The following is a 22012-nucleotide window of genomic DNA, read 5'->3' as shown; positions in this document are numbered from 1 at the left end:
CCGGAAACCGTTCCGAGCTCGGTCGATGATCCTTCCTCAGGAATTGACCGCCTGCGCAAGCTCTTTCAGTCGCGGAAGTGCGCGGTTGGTCAGCAGGTCTCTGCGAGTCTCGGCTGACACCGCCATGCTGTCCTTCCACAGTGAGCGTCCCGCCATGGCGCCGCTCGCACCGTTGGCGACAGCCGTGCGGACCTGTTCGATGAACGTCTCGTGATCGACTCCCGCCGACAGAACGGCCCACGGAACACCCTGCGCTGCTTCGGTGACAGCCGCGCACGCTTCGGCGGACCCGGGGAATGGAAGCTTGAGAACCTTCGCCCCGCACTCGACCGAGATACGGGCGGAATCCGCGATGAGCGTGCCGAAGACCGCCTTGTAGTCCTCGTCGGATTCACCGTCCAACTTGTAGGTGAGGATCTCGACGATCAGAAGAAGGCCCTCCGACGAGCATGCCTTGACGATCTCGCGGATTTCCTCGGCTACACGTGAATCGACGCCCTGCTTGTCGGGGCGCATGTAGAACAGCATCTTCGCCACGTCGCCGCCGAGGTCGCGAACGACACGAGGGGTGACGCCGTCGACGTAGCGGGTGTAGCGGAGCCCGTCGGTTTCTTCGAACCCCGATGCGTCCATTCCGACCACGAGTGCGGTGTCGCGGGAGAGGGTGGCGTCGTCGACGATCTTCGGCAGAGCGACCTCGGGGTCGAGCAGAATGGCCGGCGCGTGGTTCCCGAGATAACGCACGAGATCGGCCTTGGCCCCGGCGAGTTGCTCGAAGGTCACCGAACCTGGCCCGTCGGGCGCGTCGGTCATGACGGCTTTCATTCCATTGCGCTGATCGCCTGCCACGATGAGCATGTTGCCCTCCGGTGTGGAAATGGCAGCCATTCCGCGGCGTTCGAGAGTGGTGAGCTCGTTCATGGTTCTCTCCTGTTGTTGTGGTGAAGTGGTCGTGTTGTTGTGGTGAAGTAGTCGTGAGACAACGTTGTCTCGAATCGGATATGTGGGCTCAGATTTTCGTGAGCGCGAGAAGTTGTGCGGCGAACATTGCCGCGCCGTACGCAGTGTCCTGCGATCTCGTGGACACGCTGACATTCGGCAGGACTTTCGAGCGGGCATCTCGAACGCTGGTCATGCTCGCCCAGCCGCCGGTGAGCAATGTGCTCGTGGCTTCGGGTACTTCGGCGTCGAGAGCATGCGTCAGCCGAGCGATCTCGTCGTTCCCGTGTAGCAGAATCGCCCGGAAGAGCTCGGCGGAGTTCACCCCGTCGGTTCGAAGGGTGATCGACAGAACTCCATCGTCATTGCGAGCTCCGCTGACCTCGAGTCCGCCGTCGGTCACCGCGTTGTCGGGGCCGAGTGCCGCCACCCGTCGATCGAGAAGATCCCTACCCGCGCGATCGTTGATGTCGCACAGTTGCAAGGCTCGGCGCATCAGTAGACCCGTCTTCACCCCCGCGACGAGGACGTGCTGGCCAGGCACTACGTGACGGACAGAATTGATGAAGTGGGCAGCCAGGCGTGTCCGGGCTGCCCGGGTGAGCGGTTCGTCGAGGACGCGAAGCAGAACTTCGGCTGTGCCCATGGAAACGTGGTAGCGGTCCCGATCGATTTCTCCGCCGGAGACGGCGGAGACCAGATGGTCGTGGCCGGCGACGGTGAGACGGGCGCCGGCGATGGCGTCCGGAAGCGTTGGATGGTCTGCTGTTCCGAGATCGGATCCCGCGTCGATCAGTGGAGGCAGAAATTGTGGTCCGACGCCGACGTATTCGAGCATTTCGGTCCACGGCTCGCCGGTGTCCTGATCCAACAAACCGGTGCGCGACGCCAGCGAGTAGTCGGCCACGGCCCGGCCACCGAGCGACAATACGACGAATTCAGGTAGGTTGAACCATCGCAGTCCGGTCAGATCGAGGCCGTTGTCTCGCAGATGCAGAATCTTGACGACGGACACCTGGACCCCGGCGGGCAGGCCGGTTCGGCCGGCGAACTCGTCTCGCAGCTGCTGGGGTAACGCGTCGACCTGCTGGCGACCTCGGGGATCGAACCACGCGAATGCCGGGGCGCAGACAACGTTGTCTTCGCTGAGCAAGAAGCCGGTTTCGCCCATTCCGGAAATCGCGATGGCCGCGATGCGGGCGAGCGGGTCGCCGGTAGTCTCGGGCAATCGGCGGGCGACCTCGTCGAACAGCGAGGCGACGGTGTCCAACAGGTCCTCGGCCGCAAGATCGGTGGTTCCACCGGTCCCGTGCCGCCAGGGCGTCGGGCGCTGCTCCATGAGCAACTCGGTGCCGGTCTCGTCGGTTACCAGTACTTTGACGCCGGTGCTCCCGAGGTCAAGTCCCGCAACAAGTCTGGATTTCACGGACGTGTTCTCATTTCTTGGAAGTCGGGGTGAGTGAGTGGGAAACCCGCTCCATCAACACCGTGGGAGCGATCTGTTCCTCGGGTTCGAGATAGGGATCGTCGAATCGGCGCACAAGACGATCGAAAGCGAGGTTGCCGATGCGGTAAGGATCCTGGTCGATGCATGTCACCGACGGATCGACGGCGTCTGCAAGTGCAAAGTTACCGAACGAGACCATCGCGATGTCGGTACGTCCGATCTCGTGCAGAACGGACACGACGGCAATGGCATGCCGTGCATTGGCCACGAAGAATGCAGTGGGGGGCTCCGGCTCGGCCAGCAGCTTCTTGACGACCGGACGTACAGAATCAGCTGCCAGTGAAACATGAGGTGCGAAAGCAGTATTGGGTATCCGCCCCAGGTCTGCGAGGACGTCGAGATACGCTTCACGGCGACGTCGCGCAGTTTGCAATCTGTCGTCGAATCCGAGCAGGGCGATGTTCGAATGGCCGGAATCCACGAGCTTCTGCACAGCCTGCTTGGCGGCACCGTAGTCGTCGACGATCACCGAATCGAATCCTGGAATCGATCGGTCGATGGTGACCGTCGGCAGAGTTCGACGCCGTGGAACGAGGAAGTCGCTGTGATCGCCGACCGGAGCGAGGATGATCCCGCGGACGTGCTGGCCCGCGAGCACGGCAAGTTGGTCGCGTTCACGCTGTGCATCGAACCCCGTGCTACCCACGATGACTGCTAAGCCGAGCTCGAGTGCGCGGTCCTCGACTGCGCTGACGAGAGATGCGAAGAACACGTCGTCGATCGAGTCGACGATGATGCCGATGGTGTTGCCGGAACCGGACTTGAGTGATCGTGCGGCTGAGTTGGGAACGTAGTTCAATGTCTGCACAGCCGCCTCGACCCGCTCCCGGAGCTCGGGCAACACCGTGTCCACGCCGTTGACGACGCGAGAAACGGTCTTGAAACTGACGCCGGCCAACGCGGCGACGTCTTTGATGCTGGCTCGCTCGGTCACGTGAACTCTCGGTGGATCGTTCGGTGGAGGGTGCTGAACTCACTCTCCTCGGAGGCGTTGAACTCACCTGTGAGACAACGTTGTCTTGTATGATCCACGCTATGCCTCATGTCTGTCAAGGTGTCACCGGAAACGCCGGAGTATGCGCACCCGTTCTTGTCGTAGCCGGCGCTGCCGGAAGCGGAAAGACCACCCTCGGAAGGGAACTCGCCAAGCATCTAGGTGCCCCGATGTTGGACCTCGACACCCTGACCAACCCCCTACTGGACCGGCTGGACTCGCTCGTCGAGGGTCCGCATTGGAACGGCGCAGGGCCGCATTCGGATACGATCCGGGAGGGGCGGTACGACGCCCTGCGTTCGGTCGCACGTGACCTAGTGGCCGTCGGTCAGCGTCCCGTTCTCGTGGCTCCGTTCACGCGTGAACTCGCCGCAGGACCCGAATGGGAAAAGCTGGTGCAGGACGTGGCCCCCGCCGACGTCGTGGTCGTCCACATCGATGGATCGCCAGAACTTTTCGCCAGCCGACGCGCCGCTCGCAAGGCCGCCCGCGATGAGCATCGGCCCGTCGACGCGCCATCTTCCCCGGTCCTGGTGCCCCACATCCGTGTCGATGCCGAATCGAGCACGGCAAGTCAGGTCGAACAGATAGTCCGGGAGCTCGGTCTCATCTGAACGGATTTTCGGTTCTCGGAGAGCAGGATTCGCGTCTTACGAGTTCGACACCGAGCACGTTTCGTCGCCGATACCGGGCGTGTGGGCTGTCGATGCGTCGGATCAGCCGCTCGATTGCCAAGCGTCCGAGTTCGGCGGGGTTTTGATCGATCACGGTCACTGGCGGGCGCACCGCGTCGGCCAACGGGAAATCGCCGAATCCGACGAACGCCAAGTGCAGCAGATTCATCTGTTGCAGGACTGGAACGCATGCCATCGAGGTTCGCGCGTTCGAAAGGAACAGTGCTGTCGGCGGGGAGTCGAGATCAGTGAGTTCGGTGAGCGCGGCTCTGGCGTCGTCGCGGTTCTGGACCCCGAGTGAGACCAGCGCGTCATCGAACGCGATTCCGTGGCCTTCCAACGATTCTCGGTATCCGTCCAGCCGATTTCGGCTGGTCGGGATGCGTGCGCTGTCGCCGATGATCGCGATGCGAGTGTGTCCGAGATCGAGGAGGTGATCCGTGGCCAGAACCGCGCCGCCGTGATCGTCGTCGACGAAGCTGTCGGTCTTGAGGCCGTCCGGTGCGCGATCGACGAAGACTGTCGGTGTCTTGTCGAGCCAACGCTCGAGGTAGCGATGGTCGTTTCCGGTCGGTGCGATGATCAGCCCGCTGAGTTGTCGACGCAGTAGCGACTCGACCAGGCCTTGTTCCTGGCCGCCGTCGTGTCCGAGGCTGGTGACGAGAACAGCCATACCGTCTGCTCGTGCGCGATCCTCGACCGCGCGAGCGATCGAAGAGAAGAATGGGTCGTCGATGTCGGGGACAGCCACGCCGACCGCTGCGGACTGGCCAGTCCGGAACGAAGTTGCCATCGTGTTGGGAACGTAGTTGAGCGAGTTCAGTGCATCGGTGACCCGCGCTCGTGTCTCCGGGTCCACGTGTGGGTCGTTGTTGTACACCCGTGAGACGGTTTTGGCGCTGACCCGTGCCAGGGCTGCAACGTCTTGCATAGTGGTCATGTTCCTACCCCCGTCTGCTCGTCATCGGCTGGTGTAGCCGCCGTCCACCGGCAGCGACACCCCGGTGATCATGGAAGCATCATCGCTCAACAAGAACGAAATGGGTGCGGCGATCTCGTCCTCCGTCGCCCATCGTCCCAGCGGCATCTGATGTAGGAACGGCTTTTCGACTTCGGGGCGACCCCAGTAGAACGCAGACATGTCCGTCATCACGACGGTCGGGTTCACGCCGTTGACGCGAATCCCGTGCGGGCCGAGCTCGAGTGCCGCTACTCGCGTGATGTTGTCGAGTGCGGCCTTGGATGAACCGTAGGAGATGTGGCCCGTCAATGCCACGAGACTGGCCTGGCTCGAGACGTTGACGATGGATCCGGTTCCCGCAGCGATCATCGCCGGCGCTGTGTGCTTGATGACCAGCAAGCTTCCTCGGGCGTTGATGGAGATGACTTTGTCGAACACCGAGATGTCGGTGTCTTGGGGCGTGGCGATCTCACCGCCGAATCCGGCGCAGTTGACTACGCCGTACAGCTCCAACCCGCCAACTGCATCGCGAACACTGTCCTCCGACGTCAGGTCGAACGGCAATGGTCGCGCGCCGGACTCGGCGGCCAGCTGCTCGAGTGCATCGACGGACTGGCCTGCGGCGATGACGTCTGCGCCGTCGGCTACGAGGCGACGCACCGTAGCGGCACCTATACCGCCGCTTGCGCCGGTCACTAGAATCGTTCGGCCGTCGAACTGTGCCATGAAAATCTGCCTTCGTCTCTCGGGTCATGTCACCGATGTCATTCGGCGGTCGCACGTCCGAACATGTCATCGATGTCATGGACGCTACAGGAAGGTGTGTCACGTAGGGCAGCGATTCGGCGAATCCTCGTATTCGTGCATTTCAGATGCCCTTGTGGGTGCCTTAGGGTTATCGAGTTCTGAGCGTCCCCGGCCGACCTCCGCGGTGGGTCCATGTCATCGATGACATGGATTCTCGCCAAACGCGTGACAAGTCGAGTCGCGTGGGTCACACTCGTTGCAGAACGAACCTCGAAACGAGGGTCGACGGCACCCATCTCACTATCTCCGGGCTGCTGTGAACGAGCGTCGGCGAGGGATGGAACATGCAGGTGACAGGCACGCTGCGCGATCGCAAGACCGGCGGTGACGCGGTCCTCGATCGCCACACCGTCGAATTGTCTATTTCACCCAAGGAGTACTCATGACCAGCGTTGCACCTGTTGCGACTCCGATACTCGAAGCCAGAGGCTTGTCTCGGAGCTTCGGAAACGTCCGTGCTCTCGACGATGCCGACTTCGATATCTACCCAGGCGAAGTCGTCGCACTTATCGGTGACAACGGCGCCGGCAAGTCCACGATGGTCAAGGCGCTGTCGGGCAGTCTCGCCGTCGACAGCGGTGAGATTCGCTTCAAGGGAAACCGGGTGGATCTCGATAGCCCTACTGCTGCAGCAGAACTCGGAATCGAGACCGTGTTCCAGGATCTGGCCCTTGCACCGCATCTGAACGCACAACAGAACATGTTTCTCGGTCGTGAGTTGCCCGCCAAAGGCCTGTTCGGGAAGCTCGGCTTTCTCGACGTCTCCAGCATGCGCAAGCAATCGCAGGATGCTCTCGACGAACTGGGTGCGACCGTGCGAAGCCTGACCGTTCCGGTAGGAGCCATGTCGGGTGGTCAGCAGCAAGCAATTGCAATTGCCCGAGCCGTCGCCTGGGCCAAAGGCGTCGTCTTTCTGGATGAGCCGACCGCAGCCCTCGGAGTCGTGCAGACCCGCAACGTTCTCGACACCATCCGTCGCGTCGCGGACAGGGGAGTGGCAGTGGTCTTCATCAGTCACTCGATGCCCCATGTCATCGAGGTGGCCGACCGAGTGCAGGTGCTGCGTATGGGTAAACGCGTCGCCACGCTCGACGCCAAGAACACGACCATGGAAGAACTCGTCGGTGCGATGACCGGCGCAACAACGGGAGCAGCACGATGAGTCATCAGACGATCACCCCGTCCCTCGAACCGTTGCCCCCTAGCGGCAATCCATCGCGGCACACGTTCGATTTCGTCGAATCGATCGGAAAGCTGGCCCGCATCCAGGTATTTCAGATCGTGCTCGTGTTGCTCGCCATCTGCATCGTCTTCTCGATCATGGCGCCCGGGAGCTTCCCCGAATGGGGCAACATCCGCCAGATTATCCAGAACGTCTCCATCCTGGCCGTGCTCGGCATCGGCATGACGTTCGTGATCGTCACGAGCGGTATCGACTTGTCCGTTGGATCGGTACTGGTATTCTCCGGTGTCGTCTCGGCCAAGACCATGGCCGCGATCGGAGGCCAAGGTTGGTCGGTCGCAGCGATCGGGATCGTGGTGTCCCTATTGTGCGGTCTTGCATGGGGATTGCTCAATGGGTTCCTGATCGGCATGGCGAAGGTGCCCCCGCTGATCGTCACACTGGGTACTCTCGGTGGAGCTCTGGGACTGTCGCAGGTCATTACCGGCGGTGTCGATATTCGCGACGTACCACCAGTGCTGGTCGATACGATCGGCTACGGCAATGTGCCCGCCACCACGATTCCGCTCATCTCGAGTATCGCCCTCGTGCTCGTGGTCATTTTCGGAATCATTCTGCATCGCACCAAGTTCGGCCTGTACACCTTCGCCGTGGGATCGAAAGAGCAGTCCGCGCGACGCGTCGGCATCAAGGTGGACATGCATCTGGTAAAGATATACGCACTGTCCGGAACTCTCGCCGGACTCGCGGGCATTCTGTCACTGTCCCAGTACGGAACCACTGCAATCGCGGGCCAATCGCAGACCAACTTGAACGTCATCGCTGCCGTGGTCATCGGGGGAACCAGTCTCTTCGGTGGTATCGGCACCATGTTCGGCACGGTCGTCGGTCTGTTCATCCCGGCCGTACTGCAGAACGGCTTCGTGATCGTCGGAGTTCAGCCGTTCTGGCAGCAAGTCGCTGTGGGTGCGGTGCTCATTGCCGCCGTCTACTTCGATCAGCGTCGACGCGACGCAGCGAGCCGAGGCCAGTCACCTGGTTCCCTCAGGAAGCTCTGGTCGCGACATCCATAACCGGTCCAGTCCATTCTCCCTCTCCTCCAACCACATAGAAGAAAGTCGACCATGATCACATCACGCACCGCCGTCGTTGCACTGAGTGTCGCTTCGGTCTCCGCAATGTTCCTGGCAGGTTGTTCCTCCGATTCCGAAAGCGGCAGCGGCAAGATCGCCTTCATTCAGGGCGTGAGCGGCGACGAGTTCTACATCAGCATGCAGTGCGGAATCGAGGCAGCTGCCGAGGCCGCCGGAGTCACCGTCGACACCCAGGGGCCGGTCAAATTCGATCCAACCCTGCAGAAGCCGATCGTGGACTCGGTCGTGGCATCGCGACCATCGGCAATATTGATTGCGCCGACAGATGTGGCGGCCATGCAGGCTCCGCTCGCGGCCGCGGCCGACGCGGGCATCAAGGTCGTACTCGTGGACACCACCCTCGAGGATCCGTCCATCGCGGTATCCGCCATTTCCTCGGACAACAAGGGCGGCGGAGCCGAGGCGTTCGACGCCATCGAACGGCTCAGCCCTGGCGGTGGCAAGGTGCTGGTCATCTCGACAGATCCGGGTATCTCGACTGCCGACGCACGAGTGGCCGGATTCGAGGAAGCGGTCGGAGCCAATTCCCAATTCGAATACCTGGGTGTGCAGTACAGCCACAACGACCCGGCAGAGGCTGCTCGACTGGTCTCCGCGGCTCTGGCCAAGGACTCCGACATTGTCGGCATCTTCGCAGCCAACACATTTGCGGCCGAGGGTACAGCGACCGGAGTGCGGCAGGCAGGTAAGCAGGATCAGGTCAAGATCGTCGGCTTCGACGCCGGTCCTGCGCAGATCAAGCAGCTCCGCGAAGGAACCGTGCAGGCACTCATTGCGCAGCAGCCAGACACGATCGGCACCGATGGCGTCAACCAGGCCATGGCGGCTCTCGACGGCAAGCCAGTGACTGCGGACATTTCCACCGGTTTCCACGTGATCACCGCGGACAACGTCGACGGCGACGGCGCGCAGTACGTCTACAAGTCTTCCTGCTGATCCCTCGATGCTGCGGTGGTGCTCCTGGCGGCGATATGCCCGGGAGTGCCACCGCATACCACGTTCGTCTTCAACCGAGCGGGCCTCGTCGAGGGCCGAGTCACACTATCCGGACATATGGAACACTCGAGAGGGTGAACCGTGCCTCCCTCGCATTACCAGCCATCGCCGTCGCCGCGCTTCTGATTACTGCGTGTAGTTCATCCGAACCCACTCCCACAGCACCCACTCCCACAGTCGAGTCGACCGCGCAGACCACGCAGACGCAGGCGTCGTCGAGTGCCGATGTGTACACCTTGCCCGGATCTGGTGTCTTTCCCGAGGGAATCACCGCGGACGACGGCACGTTCTACGTGACTTCGACGGGAGACGGTGCTGTGTTCCGTGGGAGGCTCGGCACGTCCGAGCTGGAGGTCTTACTGCCCGGCGGGGCGGACGGACGCACCGGGGCTGCAGGAATCGATGTGTCCGACGGTGGCGACGGCGACGACGATGTGAACAGGCTGGTGATCGCCGGCGGCGCGACGGGCAAGGTCTGGGTGTACGACAGTATGTCCGGGACACTGGTGGGGACCTTCGCCAACGGCCTCGGTGAAGAAGCAACCTTCCTCAACGATGTCGTGATCGCAGACAACGGCGATGCATTCGTCACCGACTCCCGCAGTCCCGCACTGTTCCGGATCCCCGCCGAGCAAGTTCGCGACGGGGCACAGGACGGACCGCTGGAAGCGTTCGTCGACTTCACCGGATCTCCGTTCGTGTACGGCGAGGGGTTCAATGCGAACGGCATCGTCGAGGTGGACGACGACGCACTCGTCGTTGCACAGTCGTCGACCGGAAATCTGTACCGCATCGACGTCCGGTCGAAAGAAATTACGCAAGTCGATCTGGGCGGCACGACCTTGTCGAACGCGGATGGTCTCGAACTCGACGACGACACGCTGTACGTGGTGCGCAACCGCGACGGCGTCATCGCTCGGGTCGATCTGTCCGACGACGGCAGGTCCGGTCGTGTGGTCGGTGAGATCACCGACGCGTCGTTCGCGTACCCGACGACCGTGGCTGCGACGGAGGACAGGCTCCTCGTGGTGAACAGTCAGTTCGACAAGCGTGGGGGCGAGCCGGTCGAGCCGTTCACCGTCAGCTCCATTCCGGAGTAGACGACATTCTGTCGGATGCTCTGGGTATGGTCGCGGCATGACCGACCATGCGCACCATCGCATCGACTATGTCGAGCTATCCGTCACGGATCTGACCGCTGCCCGTGACTTCTATTCGGCGGCATTCGGCTGGGAGTTCAACGAGTACGGCCCCGCGTACGTGGGCATCAAAGGCGCGGACGGCGACGAAGTCGGGGGTCTGGCGCAGGTCGCGGAACCTCAGCCGTCGGGTGGTCCCCTGGTGCTCCTGTACTCGGATGACCTGGATGCATCCGTCGACGCCGTCACCACTGCTGGTGGTGCAGTGGTGAACGGGCCGTACGAGTTTCCCGGTGGACGACGTTTCCATTTCACGGATCCGAGCGGAAACGAACTGGGGGTGTGGGCGTCGTCCTGACGCTGCAGGGCGTGTCAGCGCAGGATGTCGTCGATCTGCCCCATCGCCTGGCCCATGCCCTCTTCCATACCCATCTCGATCATTTTCTGCATTTGATCGGTGTTCTCGAACTTCGACGTGATGGTCATTCGGGTTCGACCGTCGACGTCGTCGAGAGTGACGACCGCGTGGGTGATTCCGAGCGACTCGACCGGTTCCCAATTGTCGTCGGCGAACCCGTCGTCGAAAGCGAGTGTTCTGGGCGCATCGATCGACGTCAAACGCCACCAGCCGCGGGCCTTTTCGCCGTCCGGTCCCGTCATGTAGTAGTTGGCTATGCCGCCGGGTGTGAACTCGAGCAATTCGAAGGTTGCGGGCCACGTCGGGGGTCCCCACCACCGCTCGAGCTGACGTGGATCTTCCCAAATTTGCCACACACGTTCGACATTCGCATCGAACTCGGCGACGATGGTGAAGCTCAGTTCCTTGGCGTTCTGTTTCGTGCTGATCACAGTCATGAAGGGTCTCCCTCGTCTTCGGTGAGAATGTCGGCAATTCGATCTACGCGTTGTCGCCAGATCGTTTCGTACTCGGCCAGCAGTGCTCGTGCTCTTTCTATGCCCAGCAGATGAATTCGCACGATTTGCTCCCGTCCGCGCTTCTCCTTCTTCACGACCGAAGCGCGTTCCAGTATCGCAACGTGTTTCTGCACGGCTGCGAAACTCATGGAGTAGTGAGCAGCGAGGCCGGACACCGAATGCTCTCCGGTGAGTACCCGCGACACGATGTCTCGCCGAGTGGTATCTGCGAACGCCTGGAACAGGCGATCGAGGTCGGCATCACTGACATCATCTACAACCATTTGGTTGTAGATTACGAGATGTGTTGTCCTCCGTCAAGGGGCAGCGGTTGATGCCCTCTTGGGTGTGTCAGCGTTCGGTGAACTCGGCCAATTGGCGTGTCACCGTTCCCCATCCGTCGTAGAAGCCGAGATCACGATGCTGGGCGGCGTCGGCGCCGTCTTTGTGCATTGCCAGTGCCGTGTACTCGGTGCCCTCCGGGTGGTCGGCGAACGTGATCGACGCTGTGATGAACGGTTGGGCAGCGGGGCGCCATCCGGCAACGAGCGCTGTGGTGAACACGAGTCGTTCCAGTGCGTCGACGGCAAGGAAGCAGCCGTCGATATGAGGACCGAATTCGATTCCGTCATCACTGATCTCGGTAACGAAGGATCCGCCGGGAACAAGTTCGAGGTCGACAACTCGTGAGGAGGCCGGTGCGGGCACCCACCACTGCTCGAGTTGGGACGGGGTCGTCCAGGCTGCCCATACCGCGGCTCTCGGCGCTTTGATGATGCGAGAAACGGTGAGATCGAGTGAGGGTGCGGTCGACTGTGTCATGTCGTTACTCCTGATTGGTGACGAACCGTTCGAGGCGGTCGGTGTGGGCTTCCCAGATTTCTTGTTGACGCTCCAGCCAGCTTTCGACGGCCGAGAATGGCGTCGCGTCGAGTGTGCAGGTGCGTACTCGACCAACTTTGTTCGTCGTGATCCAGCCGCCCTGTTCCAGTACTCGAACATGTTTCATGAATGAAGGAAGTGCCATGTCGAACGGCTCGGCAAGTTCGCTGACGCTCGCAGGGCCGCGTCCGAGTCGGTCGATCACGGCACGGCGGGTGGGATCGGACAACGCCTGGAAGACGTCGTCCAGATGGGCTGTTTGCTGAGCCATAAGGCAAAGTATCAGTCCAAGGATAGTTAGCACAAGGGCTAAGTGATGGAGAACTGGTGGCGTGAAGCGATGGACGAGCCGATACTGAGAACCATGCTTCCGGTTCTCGATATGGCGGCCGCAGACAGCGACCCCGACACCTTCCGCTCGGAGCTCTTGGCCGCAGCGCACGAGTCAGGCTTCTTCTACCTCGTCGGACACGGTGTGCCGGAGAGGAAAGTCGATGAAATCTTCGGGCTGGCTCGCCGGTTCTTCGCTTTGGGCGCCGACGAGAAGAACGAGATTTCACAACTGAAGAGTCCGCACTTCCGCGGCTACTCGAGACTTGGCGGTGAACTCACCAACGGGGCACGTGACTGGCGTGAACAAATCGACATCGGTCCGGAACGTGAGCCGATCGCCGACGCCGAGGGCTATTGGAACCTGCAGGGCCCGAATCTCTGGCCGTCGGCTCTGCCTGAACTCGAGCCTGCGATGACTGCCTGGGAAGAGAAGATGTCCGGCGTCGGTCTACGACTGCTGCGCCAGTGGGCACGAGCGCTCGGCGCGGATGAAGGCGTGTTCGACGACGCCTTCGCGCACCGTCCCGCAACCCTGATGAAAGTGGTTCGGTACCCGGGTAGTGCGGAGAACCCGCAGGGAGTCGGCGCACACAAGGATTCCGGGGTCTTGACATTGTTGCTCGTCGAACCTGGTTCACGGGGTTTGCAAGTCGAGCTGGCCCCAAACGAGTGGATCGACGTGCCACCACTCGACGGCGCCTTCATCGTCAACATCGGCGAGCTCCTCGAAGTTGCGACGCAGGGGTATCTCCGCGCGACCCGTCACCGTGTCCTGGCACCTGAACCCGGAGTCGACCGGCTGTCGGTTCCGTTCTTTCTCAGCCCTGCGCTGGATGCCGTTGTACCGATCGTGCCGCTACCGGAAGAACTTGCTGCGCGATCGCGGGGAGTCGAGGCTGATCCGGACAATCCGATCTTCTCGACGTACGGTGAGAACGCGTGGAAGTCGCGCACGCGTGCTCACCCCGACGTCGCAGAGTTGCATCATGGGATCATGCCTGCGGGCAAGACGTCGGCGTACTGAGCTACTCCTCGATCCGCTCTCTCCCACCGGTGAGGTCAGCACGTTCGGCTGCCATCCGTCCCTGACTTACACCTAGCCTGTCCGAGACGCTGATCTTGACGGTTTCGAGTTTCGGGAACAAGTTCTCGAAGACCGATGCGACCGCACTGTCCCGCTCGGCGAGAATCGGTACCAAAGAGGAACCATAGGTCTCGCCGGCCGATCGATCGGCTCGTGCGCGGGCTTCCGCCAGTCGTTCTCGTATCCGCCAGGCATAGCCGAGGAGGAACGCCCGTCGAAATCCTCGGGAGCGACTGGCGGGATCCGTGCCCGCATGGTCGAGTGCCCGGGCGGACTGCACGAGCAGTGATGTGTACAGGAGTTCGCACAGATCGAGATCGACGGGCATGCCGGTGATACTGATCAAGCCGAATTTCTTGTACCACACCGTCTTGGCGCCGTTGGTCGTCGCTACGCCGGACAGCAATTGCATCTTTGCATCGGCGTAGGGGTTGTCGACGGTGATTCGTCTCGTCACCACCATCGCGTCGAGCCTCGAGCCTTCGGCGGCATCGACGACCGCACTATCGATCGCATACCGAGTCATCAACTCCTGAGCCTTCGCGGCGAACGTGTCGGATTCCTCGCTGAACGTCGATGACTCGGCCTTCGCGAGCAGTGCGCGGATCTTGTTCAGGATCTTGATATCCGGGCGATGTGAGGTCGGTACAGATTTCCGGATACTCCATTGTGACGGCGGTGGAACGACGACGGTCATGGACGGAAGCAACCGCAGCTGGGCCAGCAGTCGAAACAGATGCAGCCAGAACGCTCGCGGGTCCGCTCGTGAGAACTTTCTGTAGTAGACGAGATCGGTGCTCGGATCGATTCCGAGATCGCGCAATTGGCCGCGCCATTCGTCGGGAGCATTCGATAGTGCGAGTGTGCGCCTGGAGTGCGATCCGATCAGCGCCTCTAACAACGGTATGGCGTGTTTGTCGAGCCGACGCCTGATGACGTGGATCAGTTCGGCTGGTTGCCAGCCGCGCTCGAAAATGTCCGACAACACGGAATCCGCGTACGCGATGCAACGGCCGTCCATGCCTGCCGATGACCGACTCGATTCCAGTTCGACGATCTGATCGACGAACCGTCTCAGCGCAGCGCCCGACGTCATCGGGTCAGCCGCCAGAAAGACTCCCGAGGCCATCAGGCGATCTGCGTCCATCGTGCGTGTCAAAGCGTGAACGTTCATGTTTCCCCTCGTCGAGTATGGGCCGACGACCAGTGAGGGGGTGCTGGAGTCGGTGTCCGTGCTGTTGTATCAAGTGGGACCGACATGTTCTCCGGTGACAGATGGCGGGAGTTCGACAAGACTCGGGCGCTCCGCGCCAGTGGCACGGTCAAGTAGGTGCTAGTTCACTCAACCGTGCCACTGGAGGCGGAGCCGACAACCACTCACCGACGGCGACGCCAGGGCCTGCGCCGCTCGGGCGCGATCTCGATGTCCGGCAGCAGGCCGGCATTGAAGTCTGCGACGAGATTGAGCACAGTGCTTTGGGCGCAGGACTTGTTGGTTCCGATATAGCCGGACGGCCCACGCTTGATCCAGCCGGTCACATAGGTACCGCGAACGACATCGCCGCCGGGCGCATCGAGTACGCGACCGTCGTCGTTGGGGATGATGCTGCGTCGGTCGTCGAACGGAACTCCTGGTAGTGCAACGCCGCGATATCCGATCGAGGTCAGTACCAGCCCGGTGTCGACCGTCTCGACCTCGCCGGTCGGAATGGACTGGACCGTTCCGTCTGCTGCGGTTTCGAGCGTCATGCGATCGAATTGCACACCCGTGACCGCTGTTTCGCCGCGGATAGATGTGGGCGAGAGCAGGTATCGCAGCACGATTCGCCTGTGATCGTTGCCCGAGATGTCGTCCACGCGGCGCAGCAGGTTCAGTTTCTGCGCCACTGCGTGTGGCAGATCGTCTGTTTCGGCCAGGCTGTCGGTAGCGGCGTCGAGCATCATCTCATCCCGGTGCATCGAGACGTCGATGCCCGGAGTTGCGAGTAGGCCTGCGAATTCGGGCACCGTGAAGGCCGACTGAGCGACGCCTCTGCGACCGACGACGAGAACTTCTTCGATGTTCGACTCGCGCAGCGCCCTCAGTGCATGCGCGGGGACGTTCGTGCCCACGAGGCGATCCGGATCGATCGTCAGGATTCTCGCGACATCGAGTGCGACGTTGCCGTTGCCGATGACGACGGCCCGCTTGTGCGAGAGGTCGTATCGGCGGTGCGCATGATCGGGATGTCCGTTGTACCAGGCAACGAAGTCGGTGGCAGACGCTCGTCCCGGCAGATCGGCGCCTGGGATCGTCAGCTCACGATCCTTCGAAGCACCGACGGCGTAGACCACCGCGTGATGGTCTTCGAGGAGTTGATCGTGAGTGATGTCTGTCCCGACCTCGACCCCGAGGTGGAATTCGAAGCCGGACTGGGCGGAAATCTGATCGAACAGGCGCGAGACCTGCCGTGTCTTTTCGTGGTCGGGAGCTACGCCGAGGCGTGCCAAACCGTGCGGCTGGGGGAGCCGGTCGTAGACGTCGACCTTGACGCCAGGCTGCGTGAGGAGTTCGTCCGCGGCGTACATGGCCGAAGGACCTGATCCGACGATCGCGACGCGAAGGGGCTGACGCTCCTTCGTGACGACCGGAGCCGGCGACACCGGTGCAAGCAGCGGCCGGTCCGGACGTTCCTGCTTGTAGAAGTCGGAGTTGATCGTCAGGAACGGGAGCTGCGCTTCGGTCAGCTTCGACTTCGGGACGATCGCATCGACCGGGCACGCTGATACACAGGCGCCACAGTCGACGCAGGACTCCGGGTCGATATGCAGCATCTCTGCCGTCAGGAAGTCCGGCTCGTCCGGTGTCGGATGGATGCAGTTGACAGGACACGCGTACACGCACGACGCGTCGCTGCAACATGATTGGGTGACAACGTGGGGCATGACGTTTCCTGACGGCAGGCGCTGCTATGAAGCTAACTGGCGCTGTGGATTACGGATCAGGCTGCGAACTGACTCGAGCTGCGATCAGGTTCGCTGCGGAAGCGCGAGGCTTTACCGTCGATTCCGCACAGCTTCCATACGACCTTCGCAGCGCGATTCATCATGCCGGTGTCGGTGGCGAGCATGCGCACATCACCGAAGTAGTCCTGCAAGGTGTGCTGCGATTCCTCGGTGCCCCAGAACAGGTCGTCCTTGACGTACTTCGGAATGTCGAATTTCTGCCAGAACTTCTTCGGCGGGATGACGATGACATCGCACAGGATTCGCATCGTGATCGGGAATGCGAGCGAGAGGAAGAACCGGCCGATCCTGGACATCTTCGGAACGCGGCGACGCAGGAGTTGGTGCGCGAAGGAAATGTGGCGTGCTTCCTCGGCTACGTGAATAGCCATGACGCCCTGCATGATCGGATGAATCTCCTCACCGGACCGCAGGACGGACTTCTGGATGTGGTCGATCGGCTCCTCACCGGCGAGGACGCCGACGAAGAAGAGCTCGGGAAGGAGCGTTGCGAACAACGGAATGATCGGGGAGAGCATCTTCATCGGACGGCTCATGCCCGGCGCATCGGCGTCGACGCGATTGACCATCTCCTGGAACATCAGCGTGTGATTGCACTCTTCGATGGACTCGTGGGTGCAGTAGCGCGCTTCGGGATCACCGTTCGGCAACGAAAAGACGTACTGCATCATCCCGCGAATGAGGATGTTCTCGAACTGCAGACCGACCTTCGCAACGTTGGCCTGACGCCACATGCCGATAGCGATCTGCTGGTCCTCGGGGAGTGCCTGATACCAGGCGTGGCCGCCGATCGGATCTGTCTTGGACGGGAGGATCCACCGTCGGTCGTTCGCGGTGACCTCGAACTCGGGCGACTCCCAGTCGATGTCCACGTACGGATCGAAATGCTTGTGTACCGAGCCCTCGGACAGCAGTCGCAGAGTCTCGTTGTACTGCTCTGTCTCCGCGTCGGTGTCGATCGAGCGTCGCTGATCTACTGACGTCGTTGTCATCGCTTCTCCCTACGTGGTGCGAACATAGGTTTAATGTAACTCGAAGTATCACCAAATGGAAGTGAAACTGGAACATTCTTGTGAATACTTCTCTGACCTGGTGGCGAACGGCCTGGCGGCCTCGGAGGAGATGCGCGAATGCAGGTCTTCGGCCGCGGGGTTCAGCACAGAAACAATCCGAAGAGTGGCGAGTGAGCCCGCTCGCCCGGCCGATTTACGTTGCCATGTTGACTAGGCTGCGGGCGTGACGAAAGCACTCTGGTGGGCCCTGGCTGTGGTCGCGTTAGCGTTCACCGTGTGGGTCGGGGCCTCGTCGTCGATGGCCGACTTCTCGTTGGAGTGCTCGAAGATCGGCGAAAGCAGATCGTCCTATCAGTGCGATGACCGTGCAGTCCACGTGCTGGGGGTATGGCCACTGGTCGGAGTGGGGCTGTTGCTCGCGACACCGCCCGTGGTGGCGGCATCGGCACTGCGAGAGTGGGTTTCGTGGTGTGCCGTCGCGGCACTCGTCGGTCTATCGATCGCAGGGCTGGCGAATTGGGCCTCGACTACTTACTGGAGCTTGCTTGTCATCGCTGTTCCGTTGGCGATCCTCGGGTCGATCATCGCCGCGTTCCAGCGAACTGCCCCGCGCACGGAGACGTCAAGACGTCGCGGGTTTGCCTAGTCCACTTCGTCGAAAGGCGTCTACTTCTCGCAGCCGACGCCATCCTGGTCGCGGTCGAGTTTGATGCTGTATCCCGGATCGCCGACATAGATCGGTGCAGCGCCCGCAGCCCTCACTGCATCGCAATTTGCATAGATCACGAACGAGGGCGCCTCGGCGACGATGGGTGCGGGTGGCACGTAGACGGGCTCCGGCTCGGCGATGTACACCGGCGCAGGGGCGGGCGCTGGTACGTACTGCGTCGTGGTCAGCGGAGGCGGCGCGTACACGGTCACGGTTTCTGGAGTCGGCGCGATCGTGGTGGTCGTTGTTGCAGTGGTGGTCGTAGTTGCAGTGGTGGTCGTAGTGTTTCGGGAGGTTGTCGTGGAAACGTCGGCAATTGCCGGGGCAGCGAAAGCTGCGGGTTCCGGAGCATCCTCGCGGTCGGCCGTGGCACCGCCGATCCCGAACGCAACGAGTGCCGGGAGTGTGGCGAGGGCAGGAGTCGCCCAGATGATTCGGCCACGAGAAGGCTTGCCGAACAGATACGCACCACCCGCCGCCGCGGCGCATACACCGACAACGAAGCCTGCGAGTGAGAAATCGACGAGTGAACCCAGCAAGATCACAAGACCTATCACAAGCGCTGCCCAGCCGATGATCTTCCCGAACAACGGACGGGAAGGTTCCGGACGATGTGCACCGGGAAACACGTACGGCTCTGAAAATGGGTCTGTCATCGGGGCGTCCTGAAGATCGGCTACTGATACGGCGCGTGAGCACCGTGGTCACAGATTCGATCGACCGAGGGGCTCGAGCGGGATTCCGGCGGGCGTGGTCTACACCACGAGAAACGATGCGGTATTCCGATCACCATGTCGCTCAGGAAGACGCTGTCGTTACATACCTGTCGGTCCTTCTGTAGGCCCTTCGGGCTTCAGATGCCGTCTTCGGGGTCGTAGTCGCCGAAGGGTTCTGCGAGAGAGACGCCGGCGTGGACTGCAGGGCGCAGCGGAACCGGCACGGTGAGGGCGTCGCCCACTGGCACGAGAATTCCCTGCTCCTGCAATGAGCGAATGCGGTAGTCGATCAGCTGAGCTGTGCGGAGATCCTCGCCCTCGAGGCCGTCGTAATCCTCGTCGGCGTTGTCGAGGGGGAGGTCTTCGGTCATCGCGGCGAGCAGAGTCTGTATCGCGAAGGTGTTCGACAGGGCCATCGAGATGTCGACCTCGCTGAGGCTGAGCTGATGCCTGATGTGATGGGTCACCACGGTGCGCAGGGTCTCGACCGACTTCGACGAGAATCCGTCGACGGCCGATCCCGGTACGACGTCGGTTCCGTCCGACTCGAGAACATCAGCGGCGAACGCTGCTGCCCAGAAGTCCAGCGTGGCGATGTCTGCAGGCTGATCGTTGTGCGCGTGGTCGTTGTCCTCGAGTGCGGAGGAGAGCTCGGGGATCTGGGAAACCGGCAGACTCTGCGTCCCGACACGCGAGACAAGTTCTGCGACACCGGCGATGAGCGGCAGCGCGGACAGAGCAGCCAATTCGTCGTGCTCACTCACGGCAGGCAGTTCGATGTCTTCCGGATCCAGGACGTCGGGGTCGTTGTCGATGAAGTCGGTGAGGTCCTCCATGCAGTGCGCGAAGTCCTCGTCGGTCCCGGTCCAGGTATCCGTCTCGTCGAGGAACGTCAAGAATTCGAGCAACGTGATGACGATATTGGTCGCAGCAGCAGCGCCGTTCTCCTCGTCGGATTCCTCGATCCGCTCCACTGCGTCGACGATGAAGTGGGCATCGTTCGGGGTCCACGATGTCACCGAGAAACCTGGGTTCGCGCGGTCGATCTGCGTCAGCGTGGTGTGGACGAGGCCGACAACGCGGTCTGCGTGCTCACCCATGTCGCGTCCGACGAGCCATTCGGCGAAATTCTCGAGCACTCCGGCGGGGAACGTGGGATGGTGACTACCGGCCGGCGCGGACTGCTGACGCCGTTGACGAGCTTTGGTCTTTGCTGCTCGCTTCTGTCCGCGACTTGCCGGTCCCTTGGATCCCATGACCGTCAGCCTAACGGCTGCCCTGCACCGTCGGCTCTCATCGGCGCGCCCGGAACGGGTGTCCGCCTCCCTCCCCGCGCACCTTTCAGCGAGTGCGCGCGTTGCAACTTGCGCGTGGGCTGGAAGGTGCGCGGGGGGACGTGGGGGTGACCGAATGAGTCGTTCGGTCACCGGGGGCGAGGTCCGGACGAGCGAGACCAATTGCCTAACTGGACAACTGCGGCTCCCTTGCGGCCGGAGGATCGACTTCCTCGTCGTCGCTGAACGGATCACCGCTGCGGGGGCTGTTGTACCGGGCCTCGTCGAGGATCCCCTCACGCTTGGCGACGATGGTCGGCACCAGAGCCTGGCCGGTGACGTTGACCGCAGTGCGTCCCATGTCGACGATCGGTTCGACCGCGAGGAGTAGGCCGACGCCCGCGAGAGGCAGGCCGAGCGTCGACAAGGTGAGGGTGAGCATGACGGTTGCGCCGGTTGTTCCCGCTGTCGCGGCGGATCCGATGACCGAGACGACGACGATGAGAAGGTAGTCCGTGAACGTCAGTGAGACGCCGTAGAACTGTGCGACGAAGATTGCTGCGATCGCGGGATAGATTGCGGCGCAACCATCCATCTTCGTCGTCGCACCGAGAGGGACTGCAAACGACGCGTACTCGCGCGGCACGCCGAGGTTCCGCTCGGTGACACGCTCGGTGAGCGGAAGAGTGCCGATGGACGAACGCGACACGAATCCGAGCTGAGTGGCAGGCCAGACGCCGGAGAAGAACTGGCGTACCGAAAGCCCATGTGTGCGAACGATGATGGGGTAGACGACGAAGAACACGATCGCGAGGCCGACGTAGATGGCCACCGTGAACACACCGAGTGAGCCGATCGCATTCCATCCGTAGGTTGCCACAGCGTTGGCGATCAACGCGGCGGTGCCGATGGGTGCCAGGCGGATGATCCACCACAGCACTTTCTGGACGATCGCGAGAAGCGACGCGTTGAACGTCAGGAACGGTTCGGCTTTGTCCCCGATCTTGAGGGCAGCGATACCGATTGCAGCTGCGACCACGAGAAGCTGAAGAATATTGAAACTCAGCGACGTGGTTGCGGTGCTGGTAGCGGTGCCGTCGACCACCTCTGTGGCCACCGAGGTCTTCGATCCGAGCGCGAGAAAGTTGTTCGGCACCAACCCGGTCAGGAACGACCACCACGACCCGACACTGCTCGGGTCCTTCGCGGCCGTGGCTTCGACGCCGGTCCGCGAGCCCGGCTGTGCAACGAGCCCGATGACGATGCCGATGATCACGGCAATGAATGCAGTGATGGCAAACCACAACAGGGTCTGGACCGCTAGGCGTGCAGCGTTGGCGACCTGACGAAGGTTCGCGATCGAGGACACGATCGCAGTGAAGACGAGCGGAACTACCGCCACGGTCAGTAGCTTGACGTAGCTCGAACCGACTGTCGCCACAGTGCCGATCAGCCAATTGTCGCTGCCGTCGGCCGCGTCGGGCATCGACCGTGCGACGAGACCGAGAACGACTCCGAGAATCAACCCGGCAACGATTTGTGGCCCGAATGATGTTGCCCACGTGGGCACACGGGAACTACGGGTAGCGCTGGGCGCAGACATGAACATGCCTTTCGAGAAAAGAAGAGAAGTCGAGGAACGCCCTCGAATCAGAGAATGTGACGTCGGGTCGAAACGGTCACCGACAGATAGCGCTGGCCTGCAAACGTAGGTCGACGTACCGTC

General features: G+C 61.9%; 23 protein-coding genes. 8 read left to right on the top strand and 15 right to left on the bottom strand.

Annotated elements, in window-relative coordinates; genetic code table 11:
* Nucleotides 1-36: 36 nt before the first annotated feature.
* From ACODSO_RS23120 to ACODSO_RS23110, 3 genes are all read right to left on the bottom strand, one after another.
* Nucleotides 37-921 carry a hypothetical protein gene (locus ACODSO_RS23120; protein ID WP_489039003.1) on the bottom strand — a complete coding sequence of 295 codons (885 nt, stop codon included), beginning with the start codon at nucleotides 919-921 and terminating at the stop codon, nucleotides 37-39.
* 88 nt (nucleotides 922-1009) lie between these two features.
* Nucleotides 1010-2365, bottom strand: coding sequence for an FGGY-family carbohydrate kinase (locus ACODSO_RS23115; RefSeq protein ID WP_489039002.1), 1356 nt, complete (start codon nucleotides 2363-2365; stop codon nucleotides 1010-1012).
* 10 nt (nucleotides 2366-2375) lie between these two features.
* The gene (locus ACODSO_RS23110; RefSeq protein ID WP_489039001.1) at nucleotides 2376-3380 is read right to left on the bottom strand and encodes a LacI family DNA-binding transcriptional regulator; all 1005 of its coding nucleotides are present in this window, start codon (nucleotides 3378-3380) and stop codon (nucleotides 2376-2378) included.
* A 101-nt stretch (nucleotides 3381-3481) separates the two neighbouring features.
* On the opposite strand from ACODSO_RS23110, the gene ACODSO_RS23105 reads away from it, so the two are divergent.
* Nucleotides 3482-4054, top strand: coding sequence for a P-loop nucleotide/nucleoside kinase family protein (locus tag ACODSO_RS23105; protein WP_489039000.1), 573 nt, complete (start codon nucleotides 3482-3484; stop codon nucleotides 4052-4054).
* Here ACODSO_RS23105 and ACODSO_RS23100 read toward each other — a convergent pair.
* Together ACODSO_RS23100 and ACODSO_RS23095 are read right to left on the bottom strand one after the other, a co-directional pair.
* On the bottom strand, nucleotides 4047-5054 hold the full coding sequence (locus tag ACODSO_RS23100; protein WP_489038999.1) for a LacI family DNA-binding transcriptional regulator: 1008 nt from the start codon (nucleotides 5052-5054) through the stop codon (nucleotides 4047-4049). The genes ACODSO_RS23105 and ACODSO_RS23100 overlap by 8 nt on opposite strands.
* 21 nt (nucleotides 5055-5075) lie before the next feature.
* Nucleotides 5076-5801 (bottom strand): SDR family oxidoreductase, encoded by a 726-nt coding sequence (locus ACODSO_RS23095; RefSeq protein ID WP_489038998.1) that lies wholly within the window; start codon nucleotides 5799-5801, stop codon nucleotides 5076-5078.
* A gap of 463 nt (nucleotides 5802-6264) precedes the next feature.
* Here ACODSO_RS23095 and ACODSO_RS23090 point away from each other — a divergent pair, with 463 nt between their 5' ends.
* The 5 genes from ACODSO_RS23090 to ACODSO_RS23070 all read left to right on the top strand — a co-directional run bounded on the left by ACODSO_RS23090 (nucleotide 6265) and on the right by ACODSO_RS23070 (nucleotide 10712).
* Complete coding sequence (locus ACODSO_RS23090; protein ID WP_489038997.1) at nucleotides 6265-7044, top strand: ATP-binding cassette domain-containing protein; 780 nt, start codon at nucleotides 6265-6267, stop codon at nucleotides 7042-7044.
* Nucleotides 7041-8138 (top strand): ABC transporter permease, encoded by a 1098-nt coding sequence (locus ACODSO_RS23085; protein ID WP_489038996.1) that lies wholly within the window; start codon nucleotides 7041-7043, stop codon nucleotides 8136-8138. Before ACODSO_RS23090 ends, ACODSO_RS23085 begins: the two co-directional genes overlap by 4 nt.
* A 51-nt stretch (nucleotides 8139-8189) precedes the next feature.
* Entirely contained in the window at nucleotides 8190-9155 is a 966-nt protein-coding gene (locus ACODSO_RS23080; RefSeq protein ID WP_489038995.1) for an ABC transporter substrate-binding protein, read from the top strand.
* A 134-nt stretch (nucleotides 9156-9289) separates the two neighbouring features.
* Nucleotides 9290-10315 (top strand): SMP-30/gluconolactonase/LRE family protein, encoded by a 1026-nt coding sequence (locus ACODSO_RS23075; RefSeq protein ID WP_489038994.1) that lies wholly within the window; start codon nucleotides 9290-9292, stop codon nucleotides 10313-10315.
* Nucleotides 10316-10352: 37 nt separating this feature from the next.
* Nucleotides 10353-10712, top strand: coding sequence for a VOC family protein (locus tag ACODSO_RS23070; RefSeq protein ID WP_489038993.1), 360 nt, complete (start codon nucleotides 10353-10355; stop codon nucleotides 10710-10712).
* 14 nt (nucleotides 10713-10726) lie between these two features.
* Here the strand turns inward: ACODSO_RS23070 and ACODSO_RS23065 are convergent, their stop codons facing one another.
* From ACODSO_RS23065 to ACODSO_RS23050, 4 genes are all read right to left on the bottom strand, one after another.
* The gene (locus tag ACODSO_RS23065) at nucleotides 10727-11209 is read right to left on the bottom strand and encodes an SRPBCC family protein (RefSeq protein WP_489038992.1); all 483 of its coding nucleotides are present in this window, start codon (nucleotides 11207-11209) and stop codon (nucleotides 10727-10729) included.
* On the bottom strand, nucleotides 11206-11553 hold the full coding sequence (locus ACODSO_RS23060) for an ArsR/SmtB family transcription factor (RefSeq protein ID WP_489038991.1): 348 nt from the start codon (nucleotides 11551-11553) through the stop codon (nucleotides 11206-11208). The genes ACODSO_RS23065 and ACODSO_RS23060 overlap by 4 nt, the downstream gene beginning before the upstream one ends.
* A gap of 67 nt (nucleotides 11554-11620) precedes the next feature.
* Nucleotides 11621-12091 (bottom strand): SRPBCC family protein, encoded by a 471-nt coding sequence (locus tag ACODSO_RS23055; protein WP_489038990.1) that lies wholly within the window; start codon nucleotides 12089-12091, stop codon nucleotides 11621-11623.
* A 4-nt stretch (nucleotides 12092-12095) separates the two neighbouring features.
* Entirely contained in the window at nucleotides 12096-12422 is a 327-nt protein-coding gene (locus ACODSO_RS23050) for an ArsR/SmtB family transcription factor (RefSeq protein ID WP_489038989.1), read from the bottom strand.
* Nucleotides 12423-12515: 93 nt separating this feature from the next.
* Between ACODSO_RS23050 and ACODSO_RS23045 the strand changes: the two genes are divergently transcribed.
* Nucleotides 12516-13508: an isopenicillin N synthase family dioxygenase gene (locus tag ACODSO_RS23045; RefSeq protein WP_489039023.1), complete on the top strand. Its 993-nt coding sequence runs from the start codon at nucleotides 12516-12518 to the stop codon at nucleotides 13506-13508.
* Between the two features lies 1 nt (nucleotide 13509).
* Here ACODSO_RS23045 and ACODSO_RS23040 read toward each other — a convergent pair whose 3' ends face one another.
* The 3 genes from ACODSO_RS23040 to ACODSO_RS23030 form a co-directional block, all read right to left on the bottom strand.
* The gene (locus ACODSO_RS23040; protein WP_489038988.1) at nucleotides 13510-14742 is read right to left on the bottom strand and encodes a DUF2786 domain-containing protein; all 1233 of its coding nucleotides are present in this window, start codon (nucleotides 14740-14742) and stop codon (nucleotides 13510-13512) included.
* Between the two features lie 203 nt (nucleotides 14743-14945).
* On the bottom strand, nucleotides 14946-16493 hold the full coding sequence (locus ACODSO_RS23035; protein WP_489038986.1) for an FAD-dependent oxidoreductase: 1548 nt from the start codon (nucleotides 16491-16493) through the stop codon (nucleotides 14946-14948).
* A 56-nt stretch (nucleotides 16494-16549) separates the two neighbouring features.
* A complete protein-coding gene (locus ACODSO_RS23030; protein WP_489038985.1) occupies nucleotides 16550-17566 on the bottom strand; it encodes an AurF N-oxygenase family protein in 1017 nt (338 codons plus the stop codon).
* A 244-nt stretch (nucleotides 17567-17810) separates the two neighbouring features.
* Between ACODSO_RS23030 and ACODSO_RS23025 the strand changes: the two genes are divergently transcribed.
* Complete coding sequence (locus ACODSO_RS23025) at nucleotides 17811-18233, top strand: ABC transporter permease (RefSeq protein WP_489038984.1); 423 nt, start codon at nucleotides 17811-17813, stop codon at nucleotides 18231-18233.
* Nucleotides 18234-18253: 20 nt separating this feature from the next.
* Here the strand turns inward: ACODSO_RS23025 and ACODSO_RS23020 are convergent, their stop codons facing one another.
* From ACODSO_RS23020 to ACODSO_RS23010, 3 genes are all read right to left on the bottom strand, one after another.
* A complete protein-coding gene (locus ACODSO_RS23020) occupies nucleotides 18254-18952 on the bottom strand; it encodes an excalibur calcium-binding domain-containing protein (protein ID WP_489038983.1) in 699 nt (232 codons plus the stop codon).
* Between the two features lie 197 nt (nucleotides 18953-19149).
* On the bottom strand, nucleotides 19150-20268 hold the full coding sequence (locus ACODSO_RS23015; protein ID WP_489038982.1) for a hypothetical protein: 1119 nt from the start codon (nucleotides 20266-20268) through the stop codon (nucleotides 19150-19152).
* A 205-nt stretch (nucleotides 20269-20473) separates the two neighbouring features.
* Entirely contained in the window at nucleotides 20474-21889 is a 1416-nt protein-coding gene (locus ACODSO_RS23010) for a dicarboxylate/amino acid:cation symporter (protein ID WP_489038981.1), read from the bottom strand.
* Between the last annotated feature and the right edge of the window lie 123 nt (nucleotides 21890-22012).

Source organism: Rhodococcus sp. FG69, from assembly GCF_057808915.1.
Note: the sequence above shows the minus strand (reverse complement) of the source record. Positions and strands in the feature narration are given on the sequence as shown.